The sequence below is a fragment of the Vibrio nigripulchritudo genome (assembly GCF_027924785.1).
Taxonomy (GTDB): Bacteria; Pseudomonadota; Gammaproteobacteria; order Enterobacterales; family Vibrionaceae; genus Vibrio; species Vibrio nigripulchritudo.
Window position 1 is genome coordinate 2,699,662 of sequence record NZ_AP027049.1, and the last position, 24,722, is coordinate 2,724,383.

Here is a 24,722-nt window from a genome sequence, read left to right on the forward strand (position 1 = left end):
TTTTACAGCGGTTTTTTCGTTTCTGGCGTTCTATTTTTCATTTCTTGTTTAGTCACACGTTTACCGTGTTTAGTTGTGTTTAGCACAACAATCACAGTGATGTTCCTCTATTATCTTCCAATAACTACCCTGTTGTCTAAGTCTAAAATGGACTTTGAAGCCATTTTTTGCGTATAATTGATAAAAATCGACATTAAAATGGCATCAAAAATGCTTATTGAGTTATTTGTAGAAAACTTCAGATCAATTCGTGAACGACAGCAGTTCAGCTTAATTAAATCTACTAATGATGATCTTAGAGATAATTTCTTTACTCCAGAGAGCCAAAAGAATACACCCCTACTAAGATCTGCTGCTGTTTACGGAGCTAATGCTGCTGGTAAATCAAACTTCATTCTTGGACTGGGGACAATGAAGCGTATTGTTTTAAGTTCAGCAAAAGATTCTCAACGTGGAGAGCGCCTTCCTGTAAAGCCTTTTCTTTTATCGGAAGGAACCTCAAATGCTCCTACAGAATTTGAAGTTTTATTTATTAGTCAGGGAGTTAAATACCAATATGGCTTTTCTGTAACAAAAGATCGTATCGTAGATGAGTGGCTCTTTGCATACCCTAAAGGTAGGCCTCAACGTTGGTTTATCAGAGCTTTTGACAACGACACAGGGGAATATGCTTGGGATTTTTCCAGCCTGTTTCAAGGAAAAAAACAAGTTTGGAAAGATGCGACAAAATCTAATTCGCTTTTTCTTTCAACGGCTGTAATGCTCAATAGTGAACAGTTACTACCTATTTTTGACTGGTTCAAAGACACTCTTAAAGTTGCAGGGATTGGTGGATGGGGGCCAGTTTTTACTGCTGAGTTGTGTGAGGAGCAAGAAACTAAATTGGAAGTTCTTAAGTTCCTTAAATCAGCAGATTTAGATATTACTGATATTTCATTAGAGCAAAAGAAAATTGATGAAAGCTTCTTCTCTTCTGATATGCCAAAAGAAGTAAAGGATATGCTCTTAGCTGACTTGGAAGAGCGAGAGTTTGTCGATATTAAAACCATCCATAAAGGCCACGAAGGGCAATCGGTGCTATTTGACCTTGAAGATGAATCTGACGGTACTAGAAAGCTATTTTCATTTGCTGGGCCTTGGTTAGATAGTTTGAAAAATGGGCGGGTTCTATTTATTGATGAATTACACGATAGCCTTCACCCTACAATGGTCAAATTTTTAATTAACCTATTCAATAATAAAAAAACCAACCCTAATAATGCACAGCTCGTTTTTACCACACACGAAACATCTGTTTTGGACCAGAATGTGTTTAGAAGAGATCAAATTTGGTTTTGTGAAAAGCAATCTGGAGAGTCGAGTCTATTTCCTTTAACTGACTTTAGCCCAAGAAAAGGCGCTGAAAACCTAGAAAAAGCATATCTATCAGGACGGTACGGTGCGCTTCCTTTAGTTAGTAACTTGGAGCTTTTGGGAGATACTGATGGGGAGCGATGATCTTTTCAAAAAAAGAAAGGCACGTAAAGCTGAGGAGCAAGCTAGGAAAAAAGCAAAGAGGAAACCATATGATAAGGTTCTTATCGTATGCGAAGGTGAAAAAACTGAACCCATATACTTTGAAGAAGTACGAGTATTTTATGAGCTAGACATTGCAAATGTTGAAGTTGACGGAGACTGTGGCTCTAGCCCAATAAACGTAGTAAATCACGCTTATTGTCTACACGAAAAAGCCTTAAAATCTGGTGATATTTATAACAGAGTATTTTGTGTTTTCGATAGGGATAACCACAGCTCCTTTGATGAAGCGATAGCCAAAGTTGATCAAATCAATGTTGATCTTGAGAAGGCAGGCTTAGGTAAACAAATTATCTTTGAGAGTATTCCTTCGATTCCGTCATTTGAATATTGGTTCTTGCTACATTATCAACCAACCACAAAGCCTTACGCAGCAACACCCACAAAGAGTGTTGGAGATTTAGTTATTGATGATCTTAAAGTTTACTTGCCATTGTACAAAAAGACTCAAAAAGGACTGTTTAAAAAGTCTTTAGATGAGGGAACATATGACGGAGCAATGGCACACTCAGAACGGATTTACGAAAATGCTATAAAGTCTGGCGTAACTAACCCATCAACAAAGGTGCATCAGTTAATGGCGTATTTAGAAGAGCTTAAAAATAAAAAAATCGCAAAATCAAAAAAATAAAATCTATACAGGTCTGTTTTGGTTGGGATTTTTTGGGTGATTAACATTTAATTGGTTTAATGTGTACTATTTCAGACCTGATCTGACAGTTACCCACTTTTCGACACGGTGCCTGTCAGATTATATCTGGGCTAAATTCTTTTCAGCCCAGATTGATTTCCCATCCTCTAATGTCTCTATAGGCGTTCTGCCACAGCACATTTTTCCTTGATGAGTACGATGATTGCTGTAGTAGTCCATCCATTCGTCCAGATCTTTCTGTAACTCTTCCATTGAACCATATAGTTTCTTTCTGAATGTTACTTGGTAAAACTCATTCAATATGGTCTTGTGGAAGCGTTCGCAGATACCATTTGTCTGCGGTGACATAGCTTTCGTTTTTGTGTGGTCGATATCATTGATAGCCAAGTAGAGTTGATAGTCATGTTGTTCAACACGACCACAGTATTCAGTCCCTCGGTCTGTCAAGATTCTCAACATTGGCAGCTCATGATTCTCGAAGAACGGTAGAACCTTGTCATTCAACATATCTGCTGCGGTAATTGGTGTTTTTGTCGTATAGAGCTTTGCGAAAGCTATTTTGCTGTAGGTATCAACGAACGTCTGCTGATAGATACGCCCAACCCCTTTAAGGTTGCCAACATAGAATGTGTCTTGGGAGCCTAGATAGCCTGGGTGTGCGGTCTCTATCTCACCACAAGCTTCATCATCATGCTTCTTGCGCTCGAGAGCTGCGACTTGCTCTTTCGTTAGAATGATACCGTTCTCAGCAACTTGTTTTTCTAAGGCAATGAGGCGTTTTTTGAAGTTTTCTAGGTCGTTGCGAAGCCAGATTGAGCGCACGCCACTTGGAGAGATAAAGACCCCCAGTTTACGCAATTCGTTGCTTGTTCTAACTTGCCCATGAGCAGGAAAGTCGATGGCGTATTTTAGGACGGCTTGTTTAGTTTCACTGTCGACTCGATTCTTTAAGTTTGGTGTCCTTCTGCTCTGATTAATCAGAGCGTCAATATCGCCAGTTTCAACCAGCTCTTGATAGCGATAAAACGTGTCTCGAGAGACACCCATAACTTTGCAGGCTCGAGATACATTACCGAGCTCTTCTGCAAGATTGAGAAGCCCAGCTTTGTGTTTGATGATTGGATTGCTAGTATGAAGCATGAGAGTTACCTCTTATTGTCTTTGATTGATGATTAAGCACCTTTAATCAAAGTGGGTAACTCTCTTCTTTTCAAATTGAAGTGTCAGATCTAGTCTGAACTAATACATCTTAAATAACGGTTCAATGCCTTTGAATCGTTCACATTCAAAAAGCCGCTGAACTGAGCGGCTTTTTCACCCTCCCCTCTAGGATTTCTCCCCTATTTCAGGCACTTTATGGCGTATATCAATAATAACGTCTGCCTCAATAAGGAAATTCTTTGGACTTCGAGCTCGATAACTTCAATGGCATCATCCTTTCTGCCGAAACTGTTCCTAATAGCAATGCCGCGTTTGCCAGTGAGCTGCGCGAGGTGCTTGGCTATGCCACAGACAACCGCAAAAACCTGATTTGGTTAACCTTACCCATTGAGCAATCCCACCTTATTGGCGAAGCGACAGCACAGGGTTTTACCTTTCACAACTGTGAAGAACGCGCGATCACTCTGATTCACAAACCTAAACCTGATACTTTTGTGCCGTTTATTCCTACCCACACCGTAGGCGCTGGGGCGCTGATTCAAAACGACCAGCAAGAGATTTTGCTGATCAAAGAACACGGCATGAAGGGTTACAAACTGCCCGGCGGGCATGTGGAACTGGGTGAGCCTATTGGTGAATCGGTGGTGCGAGAAGTGTGGGAAGAAACGGGGGTGACGGCAGAATTTGAGTCTATTTTGGGAATCACCACCAAGCACCCATTTCAGTTTGGTAAATCGAATATGTACATCGTCTGCAAACTGATGGCGACGGATGAAGCCATCAACATTCAGGATGTCGATGAAATTGCCGAAGCGAAATGGGTTCCAGTGAATGAGTTTTTGCAGGATGAATTCAACTACCCGTTTAATCGCCAAATGGTTGCTGCCCTGCTCAATCAAGATGGATTGGCACTGGTGGAATTGGAAAGCAATACTGGCAGGCACAAAAAGCAAGAAACTTTCTTTGCTCAAACCAGCAGTGCGGTTCATTCACCGCTCACAGTGAATTCAGAGCCAGCATTGAACCTAATGCCCGTTTTACAGCAACTGTTTATCCGTGAAGCCCAAAGTGAGCTTGTTGAACAGTCTGAAATCAATACCGATGCCCCGAACCGTGAGCCATTCCAAAACTGGCTCGAATCTAAGCGGAGTTTCACGAACCAAGATGTGGCGAATACCCGCTGGATAAAATCCTGTACGGGCGGCTATATTACCGAAGTGATGTTCCATGAAAACGGCACGTTAGACGAGTTTCGATTGTTCGACCGTTTCCAAACCCAAGGCACATGGCAGCTGAAACATGGGTTATTGGAGGTCAGTATTACCAAGGGCGATAACACCTATCAGTTCACCATTGTCGGCAATCAGGACCACAATATTCACTCTGCTGTTGAGCACAAAAACGGCGAGCTGCATTCCTATTTGAAGTTTGCTCAGGTGAAATAAGGCGAGGTGAAATAGCGGGCGCTTACTCGGCAAATAGCGGGGCTTCATCCAATACGCGTTTTTTGTATTGATTGGGGGTAATGCCAAACATGCCTTTGAAAGTTTTAATGTAGGAAGAGTCGTTCTCATACCCTATTTGGCTTGCAACTGCTTGGATAGGCAAATCGTTATCGAGCAGCGCAAGGGAGTGCACCATTCGGATATGCTGACGCCATAAGGCAAACGACATACTGAATTCGCTGGCGAACAAGCGAGATAAGGTTCTTTCCGATGCGCCTACTTCTTCCCCCCACTCTGCCAGTGTCTGGTTTAGCGCTGGCGCTTCGCTTAGGCGTTCAAATATGGTTTTAAGCCGTCTGTCTCTTGGTAGCATCGTTTTAAACTGAAAGGGCTCTCCTAGCGAAAATTGGTCGTTTAATACCGCAACCAAATTGCGCAGTATGGCGTCTGACTCTGGTTTCTCACAAAAACACTCTATCTCAGGCAGCAAGTGGCGCAAGAACGGAGAAAGCGATACCGCCTGAACCTCGGCTGGGCATCTTATGTCTGACTCTGAATGCTCTGGGTTTAGCCGCGTTGGATTAAGGTAAATACCAATAAACTGTGTGTCGCTGAGCGCTACCGATTCGTGCTCAACCCCTGCTGGCACAAACAAAATTGAGGTGTGCGGAACCAGAAATCGGGCGTGTTCGGTTTGAGTTTGTAGCAAACCTTTTAGCGGAAAAATCACCTGATGCCAGTCGTGACCATGCCACGCATCCACGTAACCTTTTTCCATCGAGATGCGATTGAACAGAGCCACGCTGTGCTGCCGAACCTTTATAACTTGGTTAATGGAAACGTCTTGTCGGGTTGGCGTCATCATGTGTCTGGCTATCCTTATCGGCTTTGGTCTTCCACCACTAAGATTGTCCTGTAACTTAAAGGAGACAATCTATGAACGTGCATTTTATTATCCACGAATATTTTGAAAGTGAAGGCTATTTCGGAACGTGGGTCAAAGACAACCGATATACTGCTCAGTATTCCAAGCGTTACCTCGGCGTCGCGCTGCCCCGTAACAGCGATGAGTTCGATTTACTGGTGGTACTTGGCGGTCCGCAATCCCCCGCAACCACAACCCAAGAATGCCCCTATTTTGATGCTCAAAAAGAGCGTTCGCTTATCCTACACACCATTGAATCAGGCAAGCCTGTGGTGGGCGTATGTTTGGGGGCGCAGTTAATTGGCGAAGCGTTGGGCGCAAAACATCAAACCAGCCCAGAGCCCGAAATCGGCAGTTTCCCTATTCAACTCACCCCTGAAGGCATTAAAGACCCTTTGCTGGCTGGCTTTAGCCTAGAAGAACAGGTCGGGCACTGGCACGGCGATATGCCGGGGCTGACTACCGATGCAAAAGTGCTTGCTGCAAGCCAAGGTTGCCCGAGGCAAATCGTTCGCTATGGCGATTTGGTGTATGGGTTTCAATGCCATCTGGAATTTCTGCCAGAACAGTTCGAAGCACTGATTGAAAACAGCCAAAAGGACCTGACCTCGCAGAAAGACAAACCGTTTGTGCAATCTCCAAGCGAGATCAAAGCCATGCCCACTCAACATATGAATGCCTTACTGGGGCAGTTTTTAGATGGGCTTGTCGCTATGTACCAAGCAAAAAAAGCGCAGTGAGGCTGATCCCCCATTAAGCCCATCACAGTAACACCTTGACATCACGATAGTACGAGGCGCCCGTACTTCTGCCATTCTTACCTTGGTTCTCCGTAAAGCCGATAGCTCCAGTCTTCGAGTTTTCCGGTCGATAAGCGACGTTCCACCAGCTTTCTCCATGAATCCACCAAAGGAGCATTCAGCAACAACTTAAGCTTTTCTTGCTCCAGACAACCAGTAAAAATCAAGCCCGTGACTCTGGATATCGGCCATTCTGGGAAAGGTCGCTCACATAAATAGATGTCGTCCCCCGCGCCAATATTGCCCTCGCGCAGGATTCGAAAATACCACCCTGTCCATAACGTTTCCTGAAGCAGAAGAGACATATCAGGGCGACCGAAACGGATATTGAGTTTCCAGCAAGGCATTCTTCCCTGAGAAACCTGAACTAAGCACTCACCTATCTGGTAAACGTCCCCCAGACAGACGGAATTTTCATCCAGCCCCTGAGTACTCAGGTTTTCACCAAACACACCAACTCGATGAAACATAGGTGCATCACCCAGTTTGGCTACCCAGCGGTCGTAATGTTCGCTGGCATAGGCGTGAAGCGCTTTCTCCACTCCGCCGTGATAACGCTTGTCGGCTTGTTCATCGCCAACTAACCCCTGAAGATTGACCCAATGACGAGTATCCACAGGGTGTTTGTCTATGCCGCTGGTAACACCCTGTGTTATTGAACTGACCTTACCCGTCAGCAGCGATGTGACCGTTCCTACTTTGCGCATGCTCCTTCCCTCCATCCATTCACTGGCGAATACGAAATTACATTGAACCTAACGGCTGATATACCGGATTGATCGCCAGCACCTCAATGCGCGAATTCGTGCTTTTTAAGATTCTTTCTTCACTGTCGGATACGAATACCTGTCGCTCAAACCCGGCTGTCACGGGGAACGCTTCCAGCGCAATTTCGAGCTTTTCCTTACAAGCTGCCTGGCTTAACGCTTCGATGTGAATGGAAAAAAGCGCTGTGTTGTTTTGGGAAATGTCCACGCGATATCTCATTGCTTCTCCTGCTTCTTACCAAAAAGCCGTGTTCTCAAAGGGCTGAGATTACGGTTAAGAATTCTCTTAGTATGTTATTGCTCAATATTTAATATTAGGATACGTTATTCACCAATAGTGTACAACTAGCGATTTTAAGAAACGCGTGAACATTTTTTAGCGAATAAGAAACATGAGAAGTTGTGAGGTAGAAGTGAGATGGGAAAGGTATACAGTTTCTCAGCGGGACCGGCGATGCTGCCTAGAGAAGTGCTCTTAAAGGCGCAAAGCGAATTGCTGGACTGGCAGCAAACGGGTATGTCTGTAATGGAGTTCAGCCACCAAAGTGACGAGTTCGCCATTATCAGGGAAGAAACCGAAGCAAGGCTGCGGGCATTAATGTCGATTCCCGACGACTACCATGTGCTGTTTTCTCATGGCGGTGGCAGCGGTCAGTTCTCGGCGGTGCCATTGAATTTGATTGACCAGCGAGAAGCAATGAACCGACAACGCGCCGACTTTCTGGTTTACGGGCATTGGGCGAGCGGAGCCTATCAGGAAGCGAAAAAGTTTTGCCTGCCTCGTAAGCTGGATATCGCCTGTACCCGCGAAGGATTACGCGCCATTTCACCAGAGCAAGACTGGCACATCGACCCGAGCGCCCAGTTTGTCTTTGTCTGCCCAAATGAAACCGTCAACGGGATCGAATATCACGCACTGCCTGAAACGAACGTACCTATCGTGGCGGATGTGTCGTCTTCCATTCTGTCTCGCCCTATCGACGTTTCCCGTTATGGCGTTATCTACGCAGGTACTCAGAAGAACATTGGTCCTTCGGGGCTGGCAGTTACCATTATCAGAAAAGATTTGATCCGAGCCGACCGCCACAACATTCCTAAAATTCTGGATTATCGCCATCAGGTAGAACACCTTTCCATGGCGAACACGCCCCCGACTTTTTCCTGGTATCTGTGTGGAGAAGTGTTGAAGTGGGTGGAGCAACAAGGTGGTGTGTCGGTACTGTTTGCACGAAATAAGACAAAAGCCGGCGTCTTATATCAATGCATTGATGAGTCCGACTTGTACACTAATGACATTCACCAAGATTGCCGTTCTATCATGAACGTGACATTTCGGATTGCCTGCCCTGAAACGGAACAACGGTTTTTAGATCGAGCTCATCAGGCGGGGCTGAAAGGGTTAAAAGGGCACAAAGTGACAGGAGGCATTCGCGCCTCCATCTATAACGCCATGCCTTATGAAGGAGTGGAGGCGTTAATCCAGTTTATGAAAGCGTTCGAAATAGAGCATACGCAGCGAGTTCGATCTGCGGTTAGTCCGTCAAGTAGCCCAACTGCTTAGAGATGTCTCGCGCTGCATTGCTGATCAAATCCAGATGGGTCTGGTCAATCGCCCGAGCGCTGTCAAAACCAATCAAAATGATGCTCGCGGCCATTTCACCTACTGCGTCAAAAATAGGGGCGGCGACGGCTTTGGCACCGGGGATCACAGGGTTTACCTCTTCTCGCACCGAGACAAAATTGGCTTTAATCTGCTCGCAGCTTTCAGTAAAAGCTTGCCACTGCTGCTGGCTATCGCCCAGCTCGCTCTTGGCAAGAACTTCAAATGCCGATATCGGAAGATTGGCCGCGAAGCAACGCCCTACAGCACTGCTGGTCACTGGTGCGTAAAAACCAATTTTGAAATTGACCGATACAGGGGACGGGTGATCGAGAAAGCGTATGATCATCGGTCCTTGAGTTGTCCACACCGCCAACGCCGCCGCTTGCTGGCTACTTTGTCTGAGAGCGTGAAGAAACGGTTCACAGGTTTGCACAATATCCGTTCTGCCAAGAATTTTTGCGCCCAGCTCCAGCAACTTAGAACCGTGAAAGTAATTCCCTGATTCGTCTTGCACCACCACACCTACTCTCAACAGACTTGCCAAGTATTTGTGCAGTTTGCTTTTCGACATCTCCAACTGCCCTGCGGCATCGCTCAGCGACATCGCCTGTTTTTGGTCGGCAAAAAAATCGATGATGTGGAACGCTTGTTCAACAGACTGAATGCCTTGGTTTTTCTTTTCCATAGTGTGTCTTCTGGGCGTACTCGAAAGAAGGATTGGACGAGGTACATACTACCGCGAGATGGGCGTTTTACAACGCTGAGTAATGGAATAAAGGATACGAGGAGTTAAGACATTGGTTGACTGGAGTTTACGCTTCATGAAACAGAAGCCTCAATAAGCAAACTATAAAGAGCCGTGGGGAGCGGCTCTCGTCGGTTTGTGTCTAGATTTTCAGTTTGGCAGCTGCACTTAACATCACTGCCACGGCAAAAGCACCAGGGTCCATATTTCCTTTTAAACTTTCTTCTCTGAGATATGAAGAGCGACCAGCACCAGCTTTGGTCATAGTTTTCGTGCTTTCAGCTCCCTTCAACGCTGAAGCTGCTGCCACGCTTACATCCCCACCGCTTAACAATGCCTCAAATGCTGGTATTGCAGCATCTAACATTGTCCTGTCTCCTTGCCTTGCCCCTCCGTATTCCTGAACTTTGTTCAAACCCTCAATGAAAGCCTCTGGCAGATTGTTGCCTTGACTTAAGTGATGGGAAGCTGCGGTAAAAAAGATGGAAAGCAGAACACCACTCGACCCTCCCATAACATTGGACAAGTCTTTGCCAATGCATTTAAGTAGCTGATCGGCATCATTAAGAGGCAATCCTTCGGTTTCTAGCTTAGAAATTACCGACCTGGCGGCATTTGCAAAGGTGGTTCCCGTGTCTCCATCCCCGACTTCAGCGTCAAGGGCATTCAGTTCACGCTCGTGCTCCAATAATGATCGACAAACCGACATTACAATGGCTTCAACCCTGTTATTTTCATGTTTACCAGAAATTGATTGGGATTTAATTATTTGCTGCTCAATGGTTTTCACCTCTTCAAACTGATGAGGGACAGGCCAACGCTCCACACTAACTGGCGCTTTAAGCGCTCGTTCAATAGAGGAATCCAATTGGATGAGCGAAATCGAGAATCCATACATATTTAGTGCGGTCATGAAGCTGCCAGGCGAGAAAACAATATCGACCACGGAAGCAAGCTCTGAATCTGCCAATTCAGACAGAAGTATCTGCATTTCAATTTCAGAAACAGAACCTAAGTTGTTTACTAACATGGCGAATTTACCCGGTGAATTGGAATAATACGGTTCAAGTTTTTGCACCATTTTCTCTATGGCATCACGCGCATTATCTATTTCTACTGATTCAAACCCCGGTTCTCCATGAATACCAAGTCCGAGCTCAGGTGCAAAATCATTCGCCCCCGTTGGATGATAAGGCAAGGCACACGTTGTCAATGCGAGCCCGATTGAGTGTATGCCTTTAGAAATTTGGCTCAGCTTCAGGAAGATGGAGTCAAGGTCTTCGCCAGTTTCAGAAAGGTAACCTGCAATCTTATGTACAAACAGGGTTCCAGCCACTCCCCTTGGGTTACTTGAGTCCGGAAGTGAGATGTCATCGCCAACAATGAGCACTTTTACATCATAGCCCATCGCCCTTGCTTGCTCAGCTGCGAGACCAAAGTTCAGCCGATCTCCAGTGTAATTCTTCACAATAAGTAAACAGCCTGAATCCCCTGCCACTGCGATAATGGCCTGTAAAACGGCATCCACACTTGGAGAAGCAAAAACATCACCGACGACAGCTCCGGTCAGCATGCCTTTGCCAACAAAACCCACATGTGCAGGTTCATGACCTGCACCTCCCCCAGATAAAATTGCAACTTTTGACTTATCCCAATCAGCGCGTACCACCACTTTCACGTTGTTGTCTCCAGTCAACATAGCCAATGGTTGTTCACTGCTTGTCGATACCAGCCCCTTTATAGCGCTTGCCACGTCCTGGTTATCATATGAAAAAAAACGACTCATGATTTTTACTCCCTGTAGTTCATCACAATTAAACTAAACAAAAAATATTAACTAAACAATAAAATTAAACAAAAAACTAAACACCAAAAATCACCATCAAAAATAATATGCCTATTTTTCATGCATTTACAATAAATAATAAAATAAATGTTAAATTATTGTTTACCTACCCTTGATTTTTGTTAAGTAATATATCAATGTTTAACCGTATTTAGTAAACACAAAACATCACATTACCCGGCTGTGCGGTTGTATGGATTAAGTGGTGATGTGGAGAACAAGATCTTTGGATCAGGGATACATTGAAAGGAGTCACAAATGAAAAGTGTGCACAGAATCAAGGCTTTTACAACTGTTGCTGCCCTTGGACTTACCCTCACCAGCAATATGACCACCGCGTCTGAAAAAAGCCTGACACTATGCTGGGCAGCATGGGATCCAGCGAATGCACTTGTCGAACTTTCCAAGGGGTTTACACAAGAATCAGGAATAAAAATGAACTTTGAGTTCGTTCCCTGGACCAGTTTCGCTTCTCGCTTTCAAAACGAACTCAACTCTAGAGGAGAGCTTTGCGATCTACTTATTGGCGACAGTCAATGGATAGGCGGATCAGCAGAGAACGGTCACTATGTGAAACTAAACGAGTTTTTCGACAAAGAAGGGATCAAAATGGATCACTTTATTCCAGCTACGGTAGAAGCGTATTCTACCTGGCCAAAAGGGACGAAAAACTACTGGGCATTACCAGCGATGGGCGATGCTTTAGGCTGGGTTTACCGGAAAGACTGGTTTGCCAGAGAAGACATTCGAGCAGAATTTAAGAGCAAATACCAACGAGAGTTATCTCCTCCAAAAACATGGACCGAGCTAAAGCAGGTTGCGTCGTTTTTCCAAGGGCGTGAAATCGATGGACAGAAAGTTTATGGGGCAGCTATTTATACTGAACGTGGCTCAGAGGGAATTACAATGGGTGCGACGTCCGCACTTTATGCCCATGGTTTTGAGTATCAAAACCCGTCCAAACCTTATGACATAGAAGGATACGTAAACAGTGCCAACGCTGTTCAAGGACTAGAAGCATACAAAGATCTCTATAACTGTTGTACCCCGCCGGGGCATTCAAATGCTTATATGGTAGCGAATTTAGATGCGTATAAATCAGGACAGGTTGCAATGCAAATGAACTGGTTTGCATTTTTCCCTGGAATAGTCAAAGACCCGGAAGTTGGTGGAGAGAAATCAGGATTCTTTTTAAACCCCATGGAAACATCCAGTGGCTCAACACTGGGTGGACAAGGCATCTCGGTGGTGTCTTACTCAAAAAAACAAGACCTCGCACTTGAATACATAAAATGGTTCGCTCAGCCTGCCGTCCAGTCTGACTGGTGGTCATTGGGTGGCTATTCTGCTCACCGCTCCGTTGTTGAAGACCCAAACTTTAAAAACACAGCACCGTTTGCTCTGGACTTTGTAAAAGCCATGAGCGACGTAAAAGATTTTTGGCAGGAACCCAACTACGCCGAGCTTCTGCAATCCATGCAGAAAAGACTCCATGACTACGTTGTTGCCGATAAAGGAACGGCTGAACAAGCACTTGAGAAGCTGAAAGAAGACTGGATTGAAATCTTTGAAGATGGCGGACAACTCTAGCGCACGCGAGGGAAGATCCAACTTCTTCCCTCAGTTTCTATTTACACAATAGTGGTTTCTTTATGGCAGTAAATCAATCTAGCGCTTTGGGTGGGTCTGGAAGTAACCGAGCTCAGGCTCGAAGCAAACCCAATGCGAAATGGTCAATGTCTGATAGAGCAATGGCTTGGTGGTTCATTTCACCAACTATCTTGTTGCTATTGGCCATCAATATTTTCCCATTGATATGGACAATTTATCTTAGCTTCACTAATTACCGCGCCAACAGGCTCAATCAGTCTATTGATTGGGTAGGCTTAAAAAATTATATCCGAATCCTGAATGACGAGGATATCTGGCAATACTTACAAGCGACTGCGCATTTCGTTAGCTGGACCATGATTCTCCAGTTAACCATTGGGTTTGGTCTTGCATTGCTGATCAATAAAAACTTTAAAGGACATAGTTTTTGGACAACCTTGATCCTTATTCCAATGATGATGTCACCGGCTGTGGTTGGCACGTTCTGGACTTACCTATTTCAACCTCAGTCAGGAGTATTTTCTTACGTCGTCAACTTCTTTGCTGATGTCGGTCCTGTTGACATGATTGGCGATACGCAACTTGCTCCATGGGCGATTATTCTTGTCGATACTTGGATGTGGACACCTTACGTCATGCTCATTTGTCTGGCTGGGTTAAGGTCGATTCCCGGAAGTATATATGAAGCCGCAGAAGTAGACCGAGCTTCTAATATCCGACAGTTCTTCTCAATTACCTTACCCATGGTGATGCCATTTCTGATGCTTGCCATCCTTTTCCGAGCAATCGAAAACTTTAAGATGTTCGACATGGTGGTGCAACTCACCTCAGGCGGACCAGGTTCTATCACTGAACTCGCCTCAATAAACCTAAAAAGGGAAGCTTTCGAGAAATGGAAAACGGGGTATAGCTCTGCATTTGCAGTCATCCTGTTTGTCACGGTATTTGGCGCAGCAAACATATATGTAAAAGCAATGAATAAGGTGAAAAGTCGATGAGTAACTCTGCATTTTCTGTCGTCGAACCAAGCCGACAAAGTAAAAACCTGGCGGCAGTCGTCGTCATCTTGTATGGACTCGTGACCATCGCTCCGCTCATATGGATCTTGATGACCAGCTTCAAGTCACCATCCGATGCGATTGCCTACCCGCCTAAGATAAGCTACGAAGCAAGCATGGAAGGTTACGTGAATCTTTTCACCAATCGTTCACGACAAACGGATGAATACATGGCATCTCTTCCTCCACCAGATACCTGGTATGAAGAGCTTGTGCGCGAGCAAAACATGGTTATTACTGGTCCCTCTCGTTTCATCGGTCGATATACAAATTCAATGATCATTGGCTTTGGTTCGACTTTTCTCGCGGTATTCCTGGGAACCTTAGCTGCGTATGGATTTTCTCGTTTTAAAGTTCCATTAAAAGATGATCTCCTGTTTTTTATTCTGTCTACCAGAATGATGCCACCGATAGCGGTAGCCATACCCATCTATCTGATGTATCGACAATTAGGGCTTTCTGATACCCATCTCGGCATGATCATTCTGTATACCGCCGTCAATGTCAGTTTATCTGTCTGGTTGCTCAAAGGTTTCATTGACGAAATACCTCGAGAGTATGAAGAAGCGGCAATGATTGATGGATACAGTAGATTTCAGGCTTTCATTAAGGTGGTGCTTCCTCAGGCTTCTACGGGGATAGCTTCAACGGCTATTTTTTGTCTGGTCTTCGCTTGGAATGAATACGCGTTCGCTTTATTACTGACAAGTGGCAATGCTCAAACCGCCCCTCCATTTATCCCAATTATCATCGGAGAAGGCGGTCTCGATTGGCCGGCAGTCGCAGCAGGAACATCTTTGTTCTTAATTCCGATAGTCGTTTTCACCATAGTTCTCAGAAAACACCTGCTTCGCGGCATTACATTTGGAGCGGTAAGGAAATGATGCAAATGAAACATAACATTCGACGCTTTTTACGACGCGGTTTTATGGAAAACGTAGCTTGCTCGATCATAGGAATCGGCATCGTAATGCTGATGCAGCCTGTCGCTATGATTGCTTTCACGTATTCCTTTAGCGTGATTTTATTTGGAACCGTTGGCTTCCTGATCGTCAGTCATTTCCCAGAATAGGAGAACCGTTTATGGCAGATATTACTGTAGCTAACCTGCACAAGAGGTTCGATAAATTTGTAGCAGTCAAAGATTCTAGCTTCAAAATCCATGATGGCGAATTCTTTGTTTTACTGGGTCCGTCTGGATGTGGAAAGACTACCACTTTGAGAATGATTGCAGGTTTAGAGCTTCCAACTTCGGGGCAGATTCATATTGAAAATGAAGATGTTTCTTTTCTGAGAGCAAGGCAAAGAGACATTGCCTTTGTTTTCCAAATGTTTGCGCTTTATCCGCATATGAACGTGCGCCAGAACATCAGTTTTCCTTTGAAGTGTCAGGGCATGCCCAGGAAGGAAATGAAACAACGCGTCAATGAAGTCGCAGACATACTTCAAATTCATGATTTGTTAGACAGTCCGGTAGGCGCATTGTCGAGTGGCGACAAACAACGCGTATCTTTGGGCAGAGCCATCATTCGCCGTCCTCAGGCGTTTCTTATGGACGAGCCACTAGGGGCGCTAGACAGTGAGTTTCGACACCTGATGTGTGATGAGCTTCGGGAGCTCCATAAAAAAATCGGAGCTACCACAGTTTATGTCACACACGATCAGCTTGAAGCTATGTCCATGGCAGACAAAATAATGGTAATGAATCATGGTGTCATTGAGCAGGTTGGAGAACCGCAGTTTATTTATGACTACCCAAACACCGTATTCGTAGCGAGCTTTCTGGGAGAGCCCTCTATGAACCTTATCGAGTTCGATGATGACACTCGTATGGCTCAATCCACGGTTCGAGTCCATGATGTTCCTATCAAGATTTCACCATTAAAGGAGTCGGTAAGCACAACGAAACTCGTGCTAGGAATTCGACCGGAACACATTAACCTTGTTGAGTATTCGCTAATCAACGGGATAGTCGAATCTGTCGAGTATTTAGGGTCCACACAAGTAGTGACCGTCAACTCTGTAATTGGTGTACTAAAAGCCAGAGTTGATACTCAACAGCGTCCCAAGAGAGGCGATATCGTCTACTTGGATCTGGAGGAACAAAAAACAACCTTGTTTCAACGCGAATCAGGGCAAGTCATCATGAACCAACGTTATATGGAGGCTGATCGTGGCTAGTCTAGAGTTTTGTAATGTATCGAAAAAATTTGGGAATGTGTCGGCTCTTAATTCGATCGACTTACACATCAAGGACGGGGAATTTATGGTTTTGCTCGGACCGACTGGAGCGGGAAAAACCACATTACTACGACTGGCTGCCGGTTTAGACAATTGCTCGAATGGACAAATATTAAAAGACGGGCTCCCTCTAGACAATGTACCTCCTGCAGAGCGTGACGTAGCGTTTGTCTTTCAGCAATATTCTCTCTATCCACACTTAAGTGTTTATGACAATCTGGCATTTCCATTGCGTTCAAATATCCGCAAAGTACCGGAAAATGAGATCAAAGATCGCATTCACAAAATAGCTGAAATTCTCCATATAAGTCATAAATTAGAAAATAAAGCGACAAAACTTTCAGGTGGTGAGATGCAAAGGGTCGCTATTGGCAGAGCTCTGGTCAGAAGCCCAACGATCTATTTCATGGATGAACCACTTTCATCACTTGATGCCAAGTTACGCGCCGATCTGCGAGTCGAGTTAAAGCGAATCCAGCAGGAATTAAATGCCACTATACTCTATGTAACTCACGATCAAATTGAGGCAATGACACTCGGTGACCGAATCGGTGTACTCAAAGAAGGGGAGCTGATTCAGGTCGGGACACCTGAAGAAATTTACACTGAACCAAACAGCGACTATGTTGCAACGAGACTGGGGTTGCCACAAATTAATTTTTTACCAAGACACTGTTTTGATGAAAATGAGCAATTCCTGTCAAAGAGTGCCTCTCTTATAGGTATCAGAACCGAGCATTTAAATCTAGCAAAAGGCAGCAGGAATAAATATCAGGCTCAGGTGTGCGGCATCGACCGTTTAGGTGATCAAAGTCATCTCCATCTGGACTTCTCTGGGGAAAAACTGACCCTACTCGTCCCCCCTAATGTATCACTGGACAGAGATGATGTGGTGTCTTTTGAGCTTCGGGATCCCATCCTCTTTGATGAACAGGGAAGACGAGTTTAAGGAGCAAGCTATAAAAATCTTCAAACATAGGGAACAAGCTCTGGCTGCCATTTGCCAGAGCTTATTCGAAAATGAGCACATCCTTACAGAATTGGACACAAAGATTGGTGATGGCGACCACGGTATAAACATGTCAAGAGGTGCGCACGCTATCGAGCTGGAAATGAGTGGGTGGCATCATTTGGAAGACAGGCAGTTTTTGCTCACTTTAGCCCAATCCGTACTCAAAAATGTAGGAGGCGCTTCTGGCGCTTTATATGGCACATTATTGATTGAGTGGAGTCGTTCTTTTGCACCAGAGTGTTTCCACGCAGATGAATTTCGTCGAGGCGTACTTGCTGTACAAAAACGAGGAAAATCCAACCTTGGAGATAAAACAATGCTTGATGTGCTGATTCCATTTTCGACACTTTGGCAGCAAACTAAAAATAAACCTTTGGACAAAGCCACCCTGAGCCATTTTAAGTCCGAACTGAGTCAATACTGTCAAAAAACTAAGGAACTTCGAGCACAAATAGGCAGAGCAGCGTATCTTGGGTCGAGGAGCATCGGTCATGTCGATCCCGGTGCGTACTCTAGTATGCTTATGATTAACGCTGCCTTAGACGTTTTAATGGAGAACATGTATGAGCCGCAATCCTGTTAGCCTGGTTATTGTTTCGCATTCTCAATTAGTCGCAGAGGGTGTGGCAGACATGGCCAAACAAATCGTTTCAGACATAGTTCCCGTATCTTGGACAGGAGGCACTATTGATGGCCAGTTGGGCTGTGACTCTCTCGCCATCAAAGACGCGATAAACTTAGTTTGGTCCGCGGACGGTGTCGCGATATTTGTGGATATGGGAAGTACAGAGCTGAACAGTGAAGTGGCAATAGACTTGCTACCGACAGAAAAAGCAAAGTCAGTTCGTATCATGGACGCCCCTTTGGTCGAAGGTGTAATTGTCGCATCATACAAAGCGAAGACTGGAGCGACATTAGATCAAATAGAACAGGCCGTTCACGAGCTGAATCATATTGGTTAGGAAATGAAAAATTGGATTCATACTAATGTACAGTTGTGTAATAGCGTAGACCTGCATGTGCGTCCTACAGCAGAAATTTGTAATTTACTCATGAAATTCAATGCGAAAGTCGAACTCTCTAACACTCGGGAAGGACCTTGGATATGCGCTACGCGACAAGCAGCAGTGGTTCGCCTTAAGCTGAGAGCAAACCAGTCTGTGTTTATTCGGGCGACGGGACCTGAGAGCCAAAAAGCGTCTACCGCTGTGGTCTCATATTTGAAGGGGATGGACAAAGCATAGAAGAGTCCGTGTTCAATCTTGGTATTCAAACATGTGTCTGATATTCTGCAAATCATCAGACAGACACCTCTTCTCACATCACAAGAGCAGCTATAAGTAGATGGGCATGGAAACAACGAAAGTATATAAGTACAAAAGCATACTACGCACTGTGATTGAGCACCGACCTTCAGGTATGCGCCAACGCTTAGCCGAAGCATTAGGTAAAAACCGTAGCTTTATCTCGCAGATTTCAAACCCTGAATACAACACGCCAATCCCATTCAAACATCTTCCCACAATATTTGACGTATGTATGTTTTCTGAAGAAGAGGAAATGAGTTTTCTTGAAGCGTATTATCAAGCTCACCCAAACAGGACGTCACTCAATAAAAAAGCAAAGCCAATGATTCAGTTTGCTGTATCTTTTCCTGACTTGGGCAGTGAAAAACGCAACAACGTAATCAAGAAGGCAATCCAGGACTATACTAAGCAGTTAATATCAACCATTGAAAAATTAGATTAATTTCTTGCGCAGGAAAGCAGAATGGGAAGGGTAAGAGACAACTTTACAGTAACCGATTGTCTGACAGGATACGCTTTTGCTCATCAAGACAAGATTATCCTTCAATCTGAACCCAAGGTCGTTTTTCGTCGATTCCCTTCCGAAAACAAGGTCGCTTTAGTATCTGGAGGTGGTTCAGGTCATGAGCCTCTGCACGTTGGATTTGTGGGAAAAGGCATGCTTGATGCTGCCTGCCCTGGAGAAATCTTTACCTCTCCCACTCCCGAACAAATCGTTTCCGCTATAAATCAATTCAGAAAAAACTCTGGTGTTCTTTTGATTATAAAAAATTACCAAGGTGACAAGCTGAATTTTGAGCTCGCCTCAGAGTTGACCGATGTTGGCGTCAAGTCAGTATTGGTTAACGATGACGCTGCAGGTCAAGACCGTAATTCAGCCAGAGGGTTAGCAGGAGTGGTTATAGTAGAGAAAATTCTCGGTGCAGCAGCAGAAAATGGTCTTGAGTTGTCACAATTGGAGCGGTTGGGAAAACAAGTTTCAGAACGAACCCGTTCATTAGGCATCGCTTTTTCGAGCTGTTCTTGGCGTAGTGGCTCCATGTCCACCGTGAAAGAAAACGAATTAGAATATGGGGTTGGTATTCACGGGGAGTTGGGTGCGCTGCGTATAGAGCGCCCTTCCCTCTCTTCCATCGTAAGCAAGGTGATAAATGATATTATTGCTTCGCTTGGCTCATACCCCAAAAATCCAATTTTACTCGTTAACGGTCTTGGTGTTGCTCCCCTGACACTTCTTTATCAAGTCGCTGAGATTGCGAATAAAAATCTTAGTTCGAAAGGCATCTCTATCGCGCGGGTGCTAGTTGGAAATTTCGTTACGACTCTCGATACCAACGGTTTTTCTTTAACCATAACAGACGCCAATCCAGAATGGCTGCCTCTTTGGGATTCTGCGGTTTATACTCCTGCACTAGTCATGTAAACGGCAGTAAACTCTTGTAGCTTTTTCGTCTACACAACCAACATATCACTATGCTTCAAGCCAGTTTTTGGATTCGTTTTCCCCTTGAACATAGCTGCCAAGGTGAGTGCTGAAGCGTTTGTTGATGGCGTCTTCAATCAAGGTACTTTTCAGCTCCGCTGGATAAACTCTGAGGTTTTTGATGGTGTCTAGCCTTACCCATTCGACATCCTGGATGTATTCCTGATCGTTCAACCCGATAAGGTTTTCTTTGCTCGGTTCGCCTTCGTAGCTTTCAATCAGATAGAAAAACTCAGCGTGATAACGCAGTGGGTGTTGCTCCTGAAACTCTCGTACACATATCAAGTCGCCCACTTTTACTCGTAAGTTGGTCTCTTCACGAAATTCTCGACGCAGCGCATCTTTAGTAGTGGCGTCTTCATTTTCCATTCCACCACCGGGTGGGATCCAATAAACGCCGGTATGGTCTTTGACTCTCACCAGAAGAATCTTGTCATCTTCGATAAGAATGCCTGCAGCTCGGATTCTGTGTTCCATCAATCATCCTTAAACACTTTAATGGCGGCTTGAATAAGCAACCTGTGAATGGGAACCAAGTCTTGGTGCTCAGTTCGATAACCGCCGCCCACAACCGATGCGATGGGAATGCCAGCGTTTTTAGCTGTTAAAAATATAAAATGGTCGCGTTGGTAAATGCCTTCCGCGCTCACTTGCAAATAGCCTAGTTCATCATCGGTATGAATATCCACACCCGCATCGTAAATGATCAGATCCGGTTGATGAATGTTGATCGCCATCTCAACCACTTGCTTAAAGCTTGAAAGAAATTCCTCGTCTCCGATTTCGCGGGCAAGTGGCACATCCATATCCGACGTCGGTTTTCTGGCAGGGAAGTTTTTATCACAATGAAATGACAGCGTGATGATGTCCTCTCTGCCTTCACATAGGGTTGCCGTGCCATCGCCGTGGTGGACATCGGCATCGACGATTAAGACTTTATCAATGTTCTCGTTTTTAAGTGCTTCATGCGCCGCCAGAACCAAATCGTTGATCAGGCAAAAGCCGCTACCAAAATCTTTGTGCGCATGATGGTAACCACCACTCAAATGCAGCGCGATACCGTGTTCAATTGCTTGCTTTGCCGTTTCTACTGTGCCCCCCGCCGAAGTTAGGGTTCGGGTGATCAGTTGCTCACTCCACGGAAACCCGATTCGTCGCATTTTTGCTGCCGGCATTTCGCCAGAAAACAGCAGTTGAATGTACTCTTCATCATGCACTTCCAGTACTTGCTCGGTGCTCAGCGCCGTTGGTTCCGCAAAGGACAGTTCTTCACGCCACTGCGCATCGTGTTCCAGTGTTTGAACTACGTTTTCGTACAGTCTGCGGTATTTGGTTATCGGATATCGGTGCTTCGGTGGAAGAGAAAGCTCTGAATAGATCGGGTGATAAATAACCGGAATCATTAATAAATAGTTGTGAAGTTGTTTGGAAAGATTGTATACCCAAGTGATATTGAGATTCTAGGAAGTTTATAGAGAAACTTAGCCTACTCCGTATTGATAATAGCTCTCATTTACAACTATATGCAATTCAACTAAAGTGATGCACCTCAACTGGTAATTAGAGGTTCAATATGGCTAAAAATCTGATGCTTATCTCAGGAACATTATGCGGTGTATTCGCTGCCATCATTTTGTTCGCCATGATTTGCTTTGGTAGCTGGCTTGCCGTTACTCTACTTCTATTCAAGTAACCTCAATCGGAAGTCTTCATGTCACACGTTGTCATTACGGGCGCAAACCGCGGAATTGGTTTAGCCCTTGTTAAACAATACCTAGCATTAAATTGGACCATTACCGCCACCTATCGTTCTAAAGAGACCGCACAGGATCTTATTGAACTTGCCGATGCGAACCCTCAACTGACCGCTCAATTATTGGATGTGACCGACTACAACGCAGTATCGGAATTGGCGACTCAATTAGGTACGGTCGATATGTTGATCAACAACGCAGGCTACTACGGACCGAAAGGTTACGGGTTTGGTAATACGGACCCGGAAGAGTGGCGTAAAGTTATTGAAATCAACACCATTGCCCCCCTTAAGCTGGTGGAATTGCTGTATGACAACCTGAAAGCTTCCGATGCCAAAACGGTGATCTGCGTGTCGTCGAAAGTAGGCAGCATGGCAGAGAATACATCCGGAGGCGGGTACATTTATCGCTCTTCAAAAGCCGCATTGAACTCGGTGGTAAAAAGCCTGCACAACGATTTAAGTGCTCAGGGTTTTAAGGTTGCCGCCGTTCACCCTGGTTGGGTGCTCACCGAAATGGGCGGTCCAAATGCCTTGATTACCACCGAGGTATCGGCTGAAGGGTTAGTGAAGGTGATTGCGTCTATCGACGAAGAAAAGAGTGGTGGCTTCTTCGATTATCAAGGCAATCCCATTCCTTGGTAAGCGCTCCCTGTTAATCGTCCAGCCAGCGCTTTAAATGCGACACCAGCTTTTGCGGTGCTTCTGAGAGTTGACGCCCGAGTCTGGTAATCAAATGCACCTCACCTTGTTTTAAGATGGGGTGTTCAACGGGCAGAGCGACCAATTGCCCGTCCGCTACTTCCCTCGCGACGACAAACTCTGGCAACAATGTAATCCCCATTCCTGAGCGGGCAAATTGCTTTAAGACGGCGATGGAGTCGGTGGTAAGTTTGGGATGAATGCGAACCCGCTGCTGAAATTCTGCCATCCCGATAATCTGACGAACGCCATAGTCCACGTCCTGTAGCCCAATGGGGTAATCCAGAAGTGATTCAAAAGTGACCGCATCACGTAATTGTGTAAGAGGGTGGTTCTGTGGAACAACAGCGCAGATAGGTCGCTGAACTCGGCTTTGGGTGCGAATATTGGGGTGCTTGCTCGGGTGAAACAACAACCCTATGTGCGCCTCGTCTTGCTCGACTTTTCGGATCACATCGTTTGATCCGCCAAGCATGACAGAATAGGTCAATTCGGGAAATTTGGCTTCAAATTGGGGAAGTACTTCCGACATTAATTCGCCAACAAACCCTTCCCCCACAGCAAGTTTGATATGACCACTTTGCAGCCCCTGTAACGATTCAAGCTTTTGAAGACAAGCTTCCTGACTGGAGACGGTTTCTCGGTGGTACTTAAGCAGTACTTCACCCGCTTCGGTTGCCGCAACACCTTTTCGGTGCCTCTCTAACAAGACACTTCCCAACTCTTCTTCGAGCATGGAAATCTGGCGGCTCACCGCAGACGGGGCAACGTTCAGTTTGTCTGCTGCTGCGCGAACGCTGCCCAGCTTGACCGCTTCATAAAAATAGGCAACGCGCTTGTCGTTAATCGGCTTCAAAGCGTCGCCTTATTTGAGTTCCGATTTCACAAGCTCGACCCAGTAGCTTGCGCCAAGGGCAAGGATATCGTCATTAAAATCGTAATGTGGGTTGTGCAGTTCCGCGCTTTCTTCGCCGACACCGTTTCCCACCCAAATATACGCGCCGGGTTTTTCTTGTAACATAAAGGCAAAGTCCTCAGCACCCATGCTCGGTGCCATGCAATGCTTAACATTGTCTGACCCCACCAAAGATTCTGCGACCTTTGAACACCTGTCGGCATACTCTGGCACGTTAATGGTCGGTGGGTACATGCGGCGATAGTCGACTTCTCCATTCGCCCCGTAAGCTTCGCAGATGTGATGAACCTGAGTGCGAATGCGAGATTCCAGCAACTCTTGCACTTCGGTCGAAAAGGCACGACAGGTGCCAGATAGAGTAACGCTGTCTGGGATGACGTTATAGGCTTCGCCCCCTTGCATCTTAGTAATGCTCACCACGCCCGATTCCAACGAACTGAGGGTACGCCCGACAATACTTTGTAGTGATGAGATTAGCTGACCCGCAATCACCACAGGATCGACGCCAAGATGTGGCATCGCCGCATGACAGCCTTTACCCGTGATAGAGATATCGAACAGATCCATGGAAGCCATAACCGCGTCGGAATGCACCGCAAATTTGCCGACTTCTAAGCCCGGCCAGTTGTGCATGCCATAGACCGCATCAACTGGGAATTTCTCGAACAAGCCTTGCTCGACCATGGCTCTGCCACCCGCTTCACCTTCTTCGGCGGGCTGAAATATCACCACAACTGTGCCCGCAAAGTCACGATTCTCAGCCAGATATTTAGCCGCGCCAAGCAGCATAGCGGTGTGACCATCGTGACCACAGGCGTGCATCTTACCTTCGTTTTTTGAGCGATATTCAAAGTCGTTGGCTTCGGTTAAGTTCAGGGCGTCCATATCGGCACGCAGCGCAATGGCTTTTTCACCAGGCAAGTTACCTTTGATTGCCGTGACGACTCCGGTTCCCCCTAAACCTTGGTCTACTTCCAGACCGAAACTTGTTAGTAAGGTCGCCACTTTTTCAGATGTGCGATGCTCCTGATAAGCGGTTTCTGGATGGGCATGAATATCTCTGCGCCACTCTCGCATGTCATTGTGCAAGCTCTGTCCAATTGGCAATTCTGACTTCATG

At 45.5% G+C, this 24,722-nt stretch carries 26 protein-coding genes and 1 pseudogene; 17 read left to right on the forward strand and 10 right to left on the reverse strand.

What is annotated here, in order from left to right:
- Positions 1 to 198 precede the first annotated feature (198 nt).
- A complete protein-coding gene (locus QMG91_RS12345; RefSeq protein WP_281870038.1) occupies positions 199 to 1,497 on the forward strand; it encodes an AAA family ATPase in 1,299 nt (432 codons plus the stop codon).
- Entirely contained in the window at positions 1,484 to 2,206 is a 723-nt protein-coding gene (locus QMG91_RS12350; RefSeq protein WP_017190908.1) for an RloB family protein, read from the forward strand. The genes QMG91_RS12345 and QMG91_RS12350 overlap by 14 nt, the downstream gene beginning before the upstream one ends.
- Before the next feature lie 120 nt (positions 2,207 to 2,326).
- On the opposite strand, the gene QMG91_RS12355 is transcribed toward QMG91_RS12350, so the two are convergent.
- Positions 2,327 to 3,367 carry an IS481 family transposase gene (locus tag QMG91_RS12355; protein ID WP_281826770.1) on the reverse strand — a complete coding sequence of 347 codons (1,041 nt, stop codon included), beginning with the start codon at positions 3,365 to 3,367 and terminating at the stop codon, positions 2,327 to 2,329.
- Between the two features lie 260 nt (positions 3,368 to 3,627).
- On the opposite strand from QMG91_RS12355, the pseudogene QMG91_RS12360 reads away from it, so the two are divergent.
- A pseudogene (locus QMG91_RS12360) lies at positions 3,628 to 4,362 on the forward strand (NUDIX domain-containing protein); the annotation flags it as partial.
- A gap of 493 nt (positions 4,363 to 4,855) precedes the next feature.
- On the opposite strand, the gene QMG91_RS12370 reads toward QMG91_RS12360, so the two are convergent.
- Complete coding sequence (locus QMG91_RS12370; protein WP_409351264.1) at positions 4,856 to 5,695, reverse strand: AraC family transcriptional regulator; 840 nt, start codon at positions 5,693 to 5,695, stop codon at positions 4,856 to 4,858.
- 74 nt (positions 5,696 to 5,769) lie between these two features.
- Here QMG91_RS12370 and QMG91_RS12375 point away from each other — a divergent pair, with 74 nt between their 5' ends.
- Positions 5,770 to 6,498, forward strand: coding sequence for a glutamine amidotransferase-related protein (locus QMG91_RS12375; RefSeq protein ID WP_281826774.1), 729 nt, complete (start codon positions 5,770 to 5,772; stop codon positions 6,496 to 6,498).
- Between the two features lie 77 nt (positions 6,499 to 6,575).
- Here the strand turns inward: QMG91_RS12375 and QMG91_RS12380 are convergent, their stop codons facing one another.
- Positions 6,576 to 7,265, reverse strand: a complete 690-nt coding sequence (locus QMG91_RS12380) for an MOSC domain-containing protein (RefSeq protein WP_281826776.1) — start codon at positions 7,263 to 7,265, stop codon at positions 6,576 to 6,578.
- A 37-nt stretch (positions 7,266 to 7,302) separates the two neighbouring features.
- Positions 7,303 to 7,545: a hypothetical protein gene (locus QMG91_RS12385; RefSeq protein WP_022607956.1), complete on the reverse strand. Its 243-nt coding sequence runs from the start codon at positions 7,543 to 7,545 to the stop codon at positions 7,303 to 7,305.
- A gap of 198 nt (positions 7,546 to 7,743) precedes the next feature.
- Here QMG91_RS12385 and serC point away from each other — a divergent pair, with 198 nt between their 5' ends.
- The gene (gene serC, locus QMG91_RS12390; protein WP_281826780.1) at positions 7,744 to 8,886 is read left to right on the forward strand and encodes a 3-phosphoserine/phosphohydroxythreonine transaminase; all 1,143 of its coding nucleotides are present in this window, start codon (positions 7,744 to 7,746) and stop codon (positions 8,884 to 8,886) included.
- Here the strand turns inward: serC and QMG91_RS12395 are convergent.
- Together QMG91_RS12395 and QMG91_RS12400 are read right to left on the reverse strand one after the other, a co-directional pair.
- Positions 8,858 to 9,613, reverse strand: coding sequence for an IclR family transcriptional regulator (locus QMG91_RS12395; RefSeq protein ID WP_281826782.1), 756 nt, complete (start codon positions 9,611 to 9,613; stop codon positions 8,858 to 8,860). The genes serC and QMG91_RS12395 overlap by 29 nt on opposite strands.
- A gap of 202 nt (positions 9,614 to 9,815) precedes the next feature.
- Positions 9,816 to 11,459: a dihydroxyacetone kinase subunit DhaK gene (locus QMG91_RS12400; protein ID WP_281826784.1), complete on the reverse strand. Its 1,644-nt coding sequence runs from the start codon at positions 11,457 to 11,459 to the stop codon at positions 9,816 to 9,818.
- 318 nt (positions 11,460 to 11,777) lie between these two features.
- Between QMG91_RS12400 and QMG91_RS12405 the strand changes: the two genes are divergently transcribed.
- The 11 genes from QMG91_RS12405 to QMG91_RS12455 all read left to right on the forward strand — a co-directional run bounded on the left by QMG91_RS12405 (position 11,778) and on the right by QMG91_RS12455 (position 20,171).
- A complete protein-coding gene (locus QMG91_RS12405) occupies positions 11,778 to 13,109 on the forward strand; it encodes an ABC transporter substrate-binding protein (protein ID WP_281826786.1) in 1,332 nt (443 codons plus the stop codon).
- 62 nt (positions 13,110 to 13,171) lie between these two features.
- Positions 13,172 to 14,128, forward strand: coding sequence for a carbohydrate ABC transporter permease (locus QMG91_RS12410; RefSeq protein WP_281826787.1), 957 nt, complete (start codon positions 13,172 to 13,174; stop codon positions 14,126 to 14,128).
- Positions 14,125 to 15,072 (forward strand): carbohydrate ABC transporter permease, encoded by a 948-nt coding sequence (locus tag QMG91_RS12415; RefSeq protein ID WP_281826789.1) that lies wholly within the window; start codon positions 14,125 to 14,127, stop codon positions 15,070 to 15,072. Before QMG91_RS12410 ends, QMG91_RS12415 begins: the two co-directional genes overlap by 4 nt.
- Positions 15,073 to 15,077: 5 nt before the next feature.
- Positions 15,078 to 15,260 (forward strand): hypothetical protein, encoded by a 183-nt coding sequence (locus QMG91_RS12420; protein ID WP_281826791.1) that lies wholly within the window; start codon positions 15,078 to 15,080, stop codon positions 15,258 to 15,260.
- An 11-nt stretch (positions 15,261 to 15,271) separates the two neighbouring features.
- Positions 15,272 to 16,369 (forward strand): ABC transporter ATP-binding protein, encoded by a 1,098-nt coding sequence (locus tag QMG91_RS12425; protein ID WP_281826793.1) that lies wholly within the window; start codon positions 15,272 to 15,274, stop codon positions 16,367 to 16,369.
- Positions 16,362 to 17,378: an ABC transporter ATP-binding protein gene (locus QMG91_RS12430; protein ID WP_281826795.1), complete on the forward strand. Its 1,017-nt coding sequence runs from the start codon at positions 16,362 to 16,364 to the stop codon at positions 17,376 to 17,378. The genes QMG91_RS12425 and QMG91_RS12430 overlap by 8 nt, the downstream gene beginning before the upstream one ends.
- On the forward strand, positions 17,356 to 18,024 hold the full coding sequence (dhaL, locus tag QMG91_RS12435; RefSeq protein WP_281826797.1) for a dihydroxyacetone kinase subunit DhaL: 669 nt from the start codon (positions 17,356 to 17,358) through the stop codon (positions 18,022 to 18,024). The genes QMG91_RS12430 and dhaL overlap by 23 nt, the downstream gene beginning before the upstream one ends.
- Positions 18,005 to 18,403 (forward strand): dihydroxyacetone kinase phosphoryl donor subunit DhaM, encoded by a 399-nt coding sequence (gene dhaM / locus QMG91_RS12440; RefSeq protein ID WP_281826799.1) that lies wholly within the window; start codon positions 18,005 to 18,007, stop codon positions 18,401 to 18,403. The genes dhaL and dhaM overlap by 20 nt, the downstream gene beginning before the upstream one ends.
- A 3-nt stretch (positions 18,404 to 18,406) precedes the next feature.
- A complete protein-coding gene (locus QMG91_RS12445) occupies positions 18,407 to 18,685 on the forward strand; it encodes an HPr family phosphocarrier protein (RefSeq protein WP_281826801.1) in 279 nt (92 codons plus the stop codon).
- Positions 18,686 to 18,791: 106 nt separating this feature from the next.
- The gene (locus tag QMG91_RS12450; RefSeq protein WP_281826803.1) at positions 18,792 to 19,190 is read left to right on the forward strand and encodes a hypothetical protein; all 399 of its coding nucleotides are present in this window, start codon (positions 18,792 to 18,794) and stop codon (positions 19,188 to 19,190) included.
- A 21-nt stretch (positions 19,191 to 19,211) separates the two neighbouring features.
- Positions 19,212 to 20,171: a dihydroxyacetone kinase subunit DhaK gene (locus tag QMG91_RS12455; RefSeq protein ID WP_281826804.1), complete on the forward strand. Its 960-nt coding sequence runs from the start codon at positions 19,212 to 19,214 to the stop codon at positions 20,169 to 20,171.
- 48 nt (positions 20,172 to 20,219) lie between these two features.
- On the opposite strand, the gene QMG91_RS12460 is transcribed toward QMG91_RS12455, so the two are convergent.
- Together QMG91_RS12460 and QMG91_RS12465 are read right to left on the reverse strand one after the other, a co-directional pair.
- Positions 20,220 to 20,708 carry an NUDIX domain-containing protein gene (locus QMG91_RS12460; RefSeq protein WP_004402175.1) on the reverse strand — a complete coding sequence of 163 codons (489 nt, stop codon included), beginning with the start codon at positions 20,706 to 20,708 and terminating at the stop codon, positions 20,220 to 20,222.
- Positions 20,708 to 21,634: a histone deacetylase family protein gene (locus QMG91_RS12465; RefSeq protein WP_281826809.1), complete on the reverse strand. Its 927-nt coding sequence runs from the start codon at positions 21,632 to 21,634 to the stop codon at positions 20,708 to 20,710. Before QMG91_RS12465 ends, QMG91_RS12460 begins: the two co-directional genes overlap by 1 nt.
- Before the next feature lie 308 nt (positions 21,635 to 21,942).
- On the opposite strand from QMG91_RS12465, the gene QMG91_RS12470 reads away from it, so the two are divergent.
- Entirely contained in the window at positions 21,943 to 22,629 is a 687-nt protein-coding gene (locus tag QMG91_RS12470) for an SDR family oxidoreductase (protein ID WP_281826811.1), read from the forward strand.
- Between the two features lie 10 nt (positions 22,630 to 22,639).
- Here QMG91_RS12470 and QMG91_RS12475 read toward each other — a convergent pair whose 3' ends face one another.
- Both QMG91_RS12475 and QMG91_RS12480 read right to left on the reverse strand, forming a co-directional pair.
- Positions 22,640 to 23,542: a LysR family transcriptional regulator gene (locus QMG91_RS12475; protein ID WP_281826812.1), complete on the reverse strand. Its 903-nt coding sequence runs from the start codon at positions 23,540 to 23,542 to the stop codon at positions 22,640 to 22,642.
- Between the two features lie 9 nt (positions 23,543 to 23,551).
- Positions 23,552 to 24,721: a M20 aminoacylase family protein gene (locus tag QMG91_RS12480; RefSeq protein ID WP_004402180.1), complete on the reverse strand. Its 1,170-nt coding sequence runs from the start codon at positions 24,719 to 24,721 to the stop codon at positions 23,552 to 23,554.
- Between the last annotated feature and the right edge of the window lies 1 nt (position 24,722).